This is a genomic window from Cupriavidus sp. 8B (assembly GCF_054589115.1).
In genome coordinates this window covers 1-8,597 of record NZ_BAAILO010000347.1, presented here as the reverse complement: position 1 = coordinate 8,597, position 8,597 = coordinate 1, and the positions used below count along the sequence as shown (strand labels likewise).

Annotated in this window: 7 protein-coding genes; 3 read left to right on the top strand and 4 right to left on the bottom strand. The window is 65.8% G+C overall.

Annotated elements, in window-relative coordinates; genetic code table 11:
* Positions 1-211: 211 nt before the first annotated feature.
* The 4 genes from hydA to ACYP5B_RS33830 all read right to left on the bottom strand — a co-directional run bounded on the left by hydA (position 212) and on the right by ACYP5B_RS33830 (position 5,080).
* Positions 212-1,627, bottom strand: coding sequence for a dihydropyrimidinase (gene hydA / locus ACYP5B_RS33845; protein WP_267604995.1), 1,416 nt, complete (start codon positions 1,625-1,627; stop codon positions 212-214).
* A gap of 13 nt (positions 1,628-1,640) precedes the next feature.
* On the bottom strand, positions 1,641-2,369 hold the full coding sequence (locus ACYP5B_RS33840) for a maleate cis-trans isomerase family protein (RefSeq protein WP_318231246.1): 729 nt from the start codon (positions 2,367-2,369) through the stop codon (positions 1,641-1,643).
* A 61-nt stretch (positions 2,370-2,430) separates the two neighbouring features.
* The gene (locus ACYP5B_RS33835; RefSeq protein WP_459572527.1) at positions 2,431-3,651 is read right to left on the bottom strand and encodes a serine hydrolase domain-containing protein; all 1,221 of its coding nucleotides are present in this window, start codon (positions 3,649-3,651) and stop codon (positions 2,431-2,433) included.
* Between the two features lie 130 nt (positions 3,652-3,781).
* Entirely contained in the window at positions 3,782-5,080 is a 1,299-nt protein-coding gene (locus tag ACYP5B_RS33830) for an MFS transporter (RefSeq protein ID WP_400095237.1), read from the bottom strand.
* A gap of 182 nt (positions 5,081-5,262) precedes the next feature.
* Here ACYP5B_RS33830 and ACYP5B_RS33825 point away from each other — a divergent pair, with 182 nt between their 5' ends.
* The 3 genes from ACYP5B_RS33825 to ACYP5B_RS33815 all read left to right on the top strand — a co-directional run bounded on the left by ACYP5B_RS33825 (position 5,263) and on the right by ACYP5B_RS33815 (position 8,404).
* Entirely contained in the window at positions 5,263-5,991 is a 729-nt protein-coding gene (locus ACYP5B_RS33825; protein WP_318231243.1) for a GntR family transcriptional regulator, read from the top strand.
* A complete protein-coding gene (locus ACYP5B_RS33820) occupies positions 5,988-6,830 on the top strand; it encodes a fumarylacetoacetate hydrolase family protein (protein ID WP_400095238.1) in 843 nt (280 codons plus the stop codon). Before ACYP5B_RS33825 ends, ACYP5B_RS33820 begins: the two co-directional genes overlap by 4 nt.
* 308 nt (positions 6,831-7,138) lie before the next feature.
* Complete coding sequence (locus tag ACYP5B_RS33815; protein ID WP_459572524.1) at positions 7,139-8,404, top strand: M20 aminoacylase family protein; 1,266 nt, start codon at positions 7,139-7,141, stop codon at positions 8,402-8,404.
* Positions 8,405-8,597 lie beyond the last annotated feature (193 nt).

The window sequence follows — 8,597 nt, the reverse complement described above, 5'->3', positions numbered from 1 at the left end:
AGAGGGCGGGCGTTCGCTCAAGGTGATGCGCCTCGCTCTTGCTGATGCCCGCCCTCTCCCCCAACCCCTCTCCCGCCGCGCGGGAGAGGGGAGCAAACCGGCGCGATTGCGTGCGAGTGCTCTTGCCATGCCGGCGCCTGACTTCGCCCGGCGGCCCACACAGAGTCCGATGAATCAAAAACAAGACGTCACTACGCAGGGAGAGGCGTCATCAAACCAGCGAAGGCGCCCCCGCCGGCAAGAACCTTCCCCGCCCCGGCGCCGGCTCCAGGTACTTCCCATCCTCCACCAGCAACTCCCCGCGCGAGAAGCAATGCACCGGCCAGCCGGTGACTTCGATGCCTTCATAGGGCGTGTAGTCCACCGCATGATGCAGGTCGCTATTGGCGATCCGCACCTTGCGCTGAGGATCCCACAACGCGATATCCGCATCGGCGCCCACGGCAATCGTCCCCTTGCGCGGATACAAGCCATACAGCCGCGCCGGCCGGTACGAAGTCAGCTCGACAAACTGATGCAGCGAAAGCCGGCCTTGCGCGATGCCGTTGAACAGCAGCGGCAGGCGCGTCTCGATGCCGGGCACGCCATTGGGAATGTGGTCGAACGGCTGAGCCGTGCCGCCCAGCTTCTTGCCTTGCGGATCGTCATAATTGAACGGCGCATGGTCCGAGGAAAACACGCTGAACACGCCATTGGTCAGCGCACGCCAGACCGCCGCCTGATTCTCGGGATCGCGCGGCGGCGGGCTGCAGACGCACTTGGCGCCCTCATAGCCATCATCGCCAGGCAACCCCATATCCTCGGCGGTCAGGTACAGGTACTGCGGGCAAGTCTCCGCCAGGATCGGTAGTCCCCTGCCCTGTGCCCAGCGAATCTGCTCGATCGCTTCCTTGCCGGAAACATGCACGATCAGGATCGGCACATCGACCAGCTCGGCGAACGTGATCGCGCGGTGCGTGGCTTCGCGTTCCACCAGCGCCGGGCGCGCCATGCCGTGGAAACGCGGCGAGATGCGCCCTTCCCCGACCAGCTTCTCGGTGAGCCAGGAAATGCAGTCCGCGTTCTCGGCATGCACCATCACCAGCGCATCGTTGCGCTTGGCCACGTCGAGCACGTCCAGCATCTCGCGGTCGGACAGCTTCAGGTCGTCGTAGGTCATGTAGACCTTGAACGAGGTGTAGCCCTTGCGAATCAACTCGGGCAATTCGTTCTGCAGGACTTCCGGCGTAGGATCCGCCACGATCAGGTGGAACCCGTAATCCGCCACCGCGCGGCCTTCGGCGCGGCGATGGTAGTCCGCCACCGCTGCCTTGAGCGAGCCGCCCTTTTCCTGCGCCGCGAACGGGATCACCGTGGTGGTGCCGCCGCACACCGCCGCGCGCGTGCCGGTGAAGAAATCATCCGCCATGCGCATGCCGTCGGGCATGGGCTGGTCCAGGTGGACGTGGCCATCCACGCCGCCCGGCAGCGCCAACAGGCCGGTGGCATCCATTTCGCGCGCGGCGCGCGGCAGGTCGTGGCCCAGCATGGCGATGCGGCCGTCGCGCACGCCGATATCGCAGGTGAAGCGGTCGGAGGCGGTGACCACTTCGGCGTTGCGGATGACGAGATCGAGTTCGGTGTTCATGCGCCCTGCTCCTTCATTCCACTTCGGCAAACAGGCGGCCCCAGCCGCGCAGCGCGCGCGTGTCCACGCCGGCCAGGCGCAGCGATTTCCACACCACGGTGGAGATGGTGTCGTAGACGGGGATGCCGGTTTCGGCTTCCAGTTCTTGCACCAGGTGCGCGGCGCGCAGGTTGGTGCAGAACGTGGTGATGGCTGACGGCTTGTGCTGCGCCACTTCGCGCACCATGCGGCGGATGGTGTCTTCTTCCACCTCGGCGAAGCTGTAGTTCACGTGCAGGTCCAGGTGACGCTCGGCCGTGCAGCTAAAGCCGTTGCGCTTGTAGTTCTGCACGATGCGTTGCTGCACGTCGTCCAGGTAAGGCGTCACCAAGGCGAAGTCGCCCGCGCCGGTCTTCTCCAGGATTTCGTTCAGCGCCAGCACCGAGGTGGTGGCGGGAATGCCGGTGGCTTCGGTGATCTGGCGGCACAGCGCCTGGTCTTTCTCGAAGCCGAGCCAGCCGGACGAGGTGCCGTTCCACGCGATCACGTCCACGCGTGCATCGGCCAGCAGCTTGGCCGCGCCGATGATCTTGTCGAGATCGAACTGGCCCAGCGCCTGGTCGCGCAGCGAGATCTCGGTGACGGTGAAGCGCGAGAAATGCGCGCTGACGTTCGGCAGGCCGCTCACCATGGCGCTGGTGATGGGCTCCAGCGCGGTGTTGGAAGACGGCGTGAGCATGCCGAGGAGGGTGCGTTTGGTCATGGGAATAAAGCTCTCAGGAGATGGCGTGGCCCGATGCGATGCGACGCCCGGGCCATGCTCGTTATTGTTCGGGCTTGTCGTTGAAGGCGAGGGCGGTGCCGGGCTTGCCGTGGCTGGCGCGGGCCAGCGCCAGCTCTTTCTGCAGCGCCGCTTGCCGCGCTGCGTCCGGCCTGACCTTGTTGCCGGCTTGCAGGGCAGGCAGCACGTAGTCGTTGACCATCTTGCGGTAGAGATCCAGGTAAGCCGCGTCGCGCAGGCCGCCGGCGGTGGACATGATGCTGTTCATCACCACCACGGTGTTTTGCTGCGGCAGCACGGTGATGAACTGGCCCTTGAAGCCCATCGCGCTGAACTCGCGCTCGCTCTTCACGATGTTGTTGACCCAGCAGTAGTAGCCATAGTCGGCGGCCGGACCGGCGGGCGTGGTCATGCGCGCCACCCAGTCAGCGGGCACGATCTGCTGGCCTTGCCATTTGCCCTGGTTGAGCATCAGCAGGCCGAGCTTGGCCATGTCGATGGAGCGCAGCCGCAAGCCCCAGCCGCCCGAGACCGCACCCTTGCCGTCGGCGCCGTCCCAGCGGTAGTGCGACATGCCGAGCGGCTTGAACAGGCGCGCCTCGGCATAGCGTTGCTCGGGCTGGCCGCTAACCTGCGTGATGGTGGCGCCCACCAGGACGGGGTTGACGTCGATGTAATCAAACTCCGTGCCGGCCTTGGTGCGCACCGCGGCGGAGGCGGCGACCTTCAGGCGGTCGGGCACGCCGTAGTAGAGCGTATCGGTGCCTTCCACCAGCTTGTAGGACAGGCCGCTGGACATCGACATCAGGTGGCGCAGCTCGATGTCCTGCTTGTCGGCCAGCGCCGGCGCCAGGTCCGGGCGCGCCGCGGCCAGCAGCGGGGCGGGCTTGTCCTGCGGGGTGAGCTTGCCGTCGCCCACCAGCGTGCCGACCAGCAGCGCGCTGATGAACTTGGTGACCGAGTACAGCTCGTGGTTGTAGTCGCGGCCGAGTTCGTCGCCATAGCGCTCGAACACCAGCTTGCCGTCCTTGATGACGAGCAGGCTGCGCACGTCGAGCTGGTCGCGGCGGATCCACTGGGATAGCTCGATGAGCTTGCGCGAATCGACGCCGACGGCTTCGGGCTGCGCCGTGGGCAGGTCGGCGGACTGCGTGGCGGTTTGCGCTGCGGCCGGCGGCGCGGCGTTTTGTGCGTGGGCGTTGCCGAGCAGCAGCAGGGCGGCCAGCGTGGCGGCGCGCGCCAGCTTGCGTTGACTTGTTTTCATGAGGTGTCTCCTCCACCGCCCGGCGCGGGGTGCGCTGCCAGGACGGGAGCGGTTCATGCCGCGGCGCTGCCGGTAGGTGCCGGCGCGGCGCGGCCTTGGGATGGAACGGGTCGTGGAGATCGCGCCGGGCTCAGACCGGCAGCTTCTTCTCGTAGTCGATCGCGGTCGAGGACAGCAGCAGGCCCACGCCGGCGGCGGCAAAGAACATCAGCGCCAGGAAGTACGAGCCGGTGAACTGCACGATCATGCCGACGATGATGGGCACGGTGATGCCGCCGATATTGCCGCCCAGGTTCATGATGCCGCCCAGCACGCCCACCTTGTTGCGGGTGCCGAGGATGGACGGGATGCACCAGAACAGGCCGCACCAGCGCAGGAAGAACAGCGTGCAGGAGAGCAGGACCACCACGACTACCGGATCCTTCACATAGGCCACCGAGAAGATCGACACGGTAGCCACCACGGCGGCGATGCCAAACAGCGTGCGCATCACCAGGTTGGGCCTGCCGCCCGCCGCCTTCCACTTGTCCGCGATCCAGCCGCCGACCAGTTCACCGACGAAGCCGGAGAAGAAGATGATGAAGCTGGCGCCGCCCATCTGCTTGATGTCGAAGCCGTGCACCTTGTTCAGGTAGTTGGGCATCCACGTCAGCAGGCCGTAGAACACGCTGTTGAAGCACATCCAGCCGATTGCCATGCACCACACGGAGCGGTACTTGAGGAAGTCGAGCGAGCGGCCCGACAGGTTGGCCGGCTCGGCGCGATGCTCGGTGGCTTGCGCGGCTTCGATATAGCTGGCTTCCAGCTCATTGACGCCACGGTGCTCGCGCGGGGAGTTGCGCACGTAGTACCACGCTGCCAGGCCAGCCAGCACGGTGCCCACGCCGGCGACCACGAAGGCCAGGCGCCAGGAGCCCAGCGCGGTGATCAGCCAGGTGATGATGATGGCGCCGAGCGCCGCGCCCAGCGGCGCGCCGCCATCCAACAGGGTGGCGCCGCGGCCGCGTTCGTTCTGCGTCATCCAGATCGCGTTGAGCTTGCCGCCGGCCGGGTAGATCGGCGCTTCAGCCGCGCCCAGCCCGAGCCGGGTCAGCAGCAGGGCGCCGGCGCTGGTACACACCGCCGCCAGGGCCTGGAAGGCGCCCCAGAAGATGGTGGCGGTGGCGATCACGATGCGCGGCTTGTACTTGTCCGCCAGCATGCCGCCGGGAATCTGCATGACCGCGTAGGTCCAGAAGAAGGAGCTGAGGATCAGCCCCTGCATGGTGGGGCTGAGGTCGAACTCCTTGGCGATCAGCGGCATCGCTACCGAGAGCGAGGCCCGGTCGATGTAGTTGATGGCGATGAGGAACAACATCATCAGGAAAATCTTCCAGCGTACGGAGCTCTTCGTCTCCGTTAGCGCTGCAGCCCGGCTTGTCGTTTGCATGACGCTTGTCTCCTTTGGGGGAATGGTAGAGCGGTTTGTGTTGTGTGTCGCGCAACTGGGACGGAGTATAGGATACGTAATCTGTAATTACAACTGTCGTAAGTCATTGATTTTATTGTTAAGCAAACGCACAATTTTGGGATGTGTTAGCCTTCTTGTGGTGCATGTTCCCCATCCCGGTGATGTCTGTGACTCAAACGCTTCCTAAATCCACCCGCCTGCGCACCCTCGGCATGTCGGCCGAAATCGCCGCCCGGCTGCGCACCATGATCGAAGAGGGCGAACTGCCCCCCGGCGCGCGCATCGACGAGCGTGCCTTCTGCGAGATGTTCGATGTCTCCAAGACGCCGCTGCGCGAGGCGCTCAAGGTGCTGGTGTCCGAAGGCCTGGTGCTGCATCGGCAGTACATCGGCTACCGCGTGGCGCCGCTCGACTTCGATGAGCTGCGCTCCACCTTCGAGACGCTGCACGGGCTTGAAGCCACGGCCGGCGAACTCGCGGCGGCGCGCCTGTCTGAGGCGGCCATGGCGCGGCTCGAGCGCAAGCACCAGGCCATGCTGGAGGCCCACGCCGCCGGGCGGCGCACCGAGTACTTCCGCACCAACCAGGAAATCCACCAGCTGATCATCGACGGCGCCGCCAATCCGGTGCTGGCCGGCATCTACGCCACGTTGATGAGCAAGGTCCACCGCGCGCGCGGCGCCGCCAATGCGGATATGCTGCGCTGGCAGGAGTCGCATGAGGAGCACGAGGCCATCATGGCCGCGCTGCGCGAACCGGGCCGCCTGCGGCTGGCGCAGGTGCTGCGCCAGCATTCCGAGAACACTGCAAAAGAAGTCCTGACCGTGGTCGCGCGGACCCTTTCCGAGCCCGCCGGCCGCATCGCCACCGAAGCCAAGGGGAAACGATGAAACTAGTACGTGTGGGTAAGCCGGGCGCGGAACGCCCGGGTCTGATCGATGCCGAAGGCCGCGTGCGCGACCTGTCCGGCGTGCTCGACGGCCTCGGGCCGCGGGAGCTGTCCGCCGAGGCGCTGGCGCGCCTGGCCAAGCTGGACCCGGCCACGCTGCCGGTGGTGCAGGCAGAGCGCTACGGCGTGCCCTGGACCGGCATCGGCAAGATCGTGGCGATCGGCCTGAACTACGCCGACCACGCCGCCGAGGCCGGCATGGCGTTGCCGGCCGAGCCCATCGTCTTCCTCAAAGCCAACAGCTCGCTCAACGGGCCCAACGACACGGTGATGCTGCCGCGCGGCTCCGAGAAGACCGACTGGGAAGTGGAGCTGGGCGTGGTGATCGGCAAGGTCGCGCGCGACGTCCCGCTCGCCGATGCGCTCTCGCATGTGGCCGGCTACTGCGTGGTGAACGACGTCTCCGAGCGCGAATTCCAGATCGAGCGCGGCGGCACCTGGGACAAGGGCAAGGGCTGCGACACCTTCTGCCCGGTCGGCCCGTGGCTGGTCACGCGCGACGAAGTGGCCGACCCGCAAGCGCTGGGGCTCTGGCTGGAGGTCAACGGCGAGCGCGTGCAAAAGGGCAGCACCGCCACCATGGTGTTCGACGTGGCCACGCTGGTGAGCTACGTCAGCCGCTTCATGACGCTGCACCCCGGCGACCTGATCTGCACCGGCACGCCGCCGGGCGTGGGCATGGGCTTCAAGCCGCCGCGCTTCCTCAAGGCGGGCGACACCATGCGCCTGGGCATCGACGGCCTGGGCGAGCAGGGCCAGACGGTGGTGGCGTACGCGTAGGCTGGGCCAAAACCACGCGCCATGACGACGGCTGTCTCACCCTCTCCCCTCAGGGGGAGAGGGGAGCACGACAACGCAGATCCGGCTTTTTGCCTGTCGCTTGTACCGCTGTCGACACCGGCACCGCACACCTGCACCGCACGCCTGCAAATCTCCCCACTATCCCTTTGAGCGCGGGATCGTCCCCCGTTCGCAACAGTTGTTCCCCTGATTTCGCTACAAAGGGTTAAACCGTTTGCGCTCTGCGCCCAGCGTGAAATACTGTTTTCTATACGCCCCGCAAAGGCCTCAGAAAAACGAGTACTGCCATGTCAGAACACGCCCCCGAACTGATCGAGTCACTTCTTGCCGACTCGCACGCGACCCGACCCGCCGCCGCCTCTCCCTCCACCTCCCGCGCTTCACGATTCTGTGAGCTGGCCGACACCGTCGACAGCCGCGCCGAGCTGGAAGCCATCCGCCACAGCATCCACCAACACCCCGAGCTCGCCTTCGACGAAGTGCGCACCGCCGAGCTGGTCGCCACCTGGCTCGATGCCTGGGGCTACGAGGTGACGCGCAGCGTCGGCGGCACCGGCGTGGTCGGCACGCTGCGCGAAGGCGGTGGTCCGCGCAGCATCGGCGTGCGCGCCGACATGGACGCGCTGCCCATTCATGAGCGCACTGGCTTGGCGTACGCCAGCATCCACGCCGGCAAGATGCACGCCTGCGGCCACGACGGCCACACCGCCGTGCTGCTGGGCGCGGCCCGCCAACTGGCCCGCACGCGCAACTTCAACGGCACCGTCAACCTGATCTTCCAGCCCGCCGAAGAAATCGGCTCCGGCGGCGGCGCCGAGCGCATGCTCGCCGACGGCCTGTTCGAGCGCTTCCCCTGCGACGCGATCTTCGGGCTGCACAACCACCCCGGCGTGGAGGCCGGCACCTTCATGTTCCGCGCCGGCCCGTTCATGGCGGCCTGCGATACGGTCGCCATCACCATCCGCGGCAAGGGCGGCCACGCGGCCCGCCCGCACCAGTCGATCGACCCGATCCTGGTCGCCGGCAGCCTGGTGATGGCGCTGCAGAGCATCGTGTCGCGCAATATCGACCCGAACGAAACCGCCGTGGTCACCATCGGGACGCTGCATGCCGGGCATGTGCCCAATGTGATTCCCGAGAGCGCCAAGCTGGAGCTGAGCGTACGGTCGTTCAGCCCCGATGTGCGGCGCACGCTGGAAGATCGCATCCGCAAGCTGGTGACTTCACATGTGGAGGGCTATGGCGCTACGGTGGAGATCGATTACATCCGGGGCTACCCGGTGCTGGTCAACAGTGAGCGCGAGACCGAGTTCGCTCGCCAGGTGGCTGAGGAGCTGGTTGGGCCTGACAACGTGGTGGCGAATTTCCCGCTGATCGCCGGGAGTGAGGATTTTGCTTACTTCCTGCAGCAGCGGCCGGGGTGTTTTGTGCGGATGGGGAATGGGGCGGGGCAGCCTTTGCTGCATAACGCTGGGTATGATTTTAATGATGAGAATTTGACGGTTGGGGCGGCTTATTGGGCTAGGTTGGTGGAGAGGTATCTGGAGGATTAAAGGGGGATAGGGGTGGTTGGGGGCAAGGGCAGACCAGTTAGCTCTTGTTGTATTGGTTGGTGTCTTTTTTGGGCGGCGTTGGTTTTTGGACCCAAGAGCCGTACGACATCCCCCTGCGGGGGCTGCCGGTCACTTTTCTTTGCGCGGCAAAGAGGGTGGAGACAAAAGAAAGAAAGACCTATTCTTCCTAAAC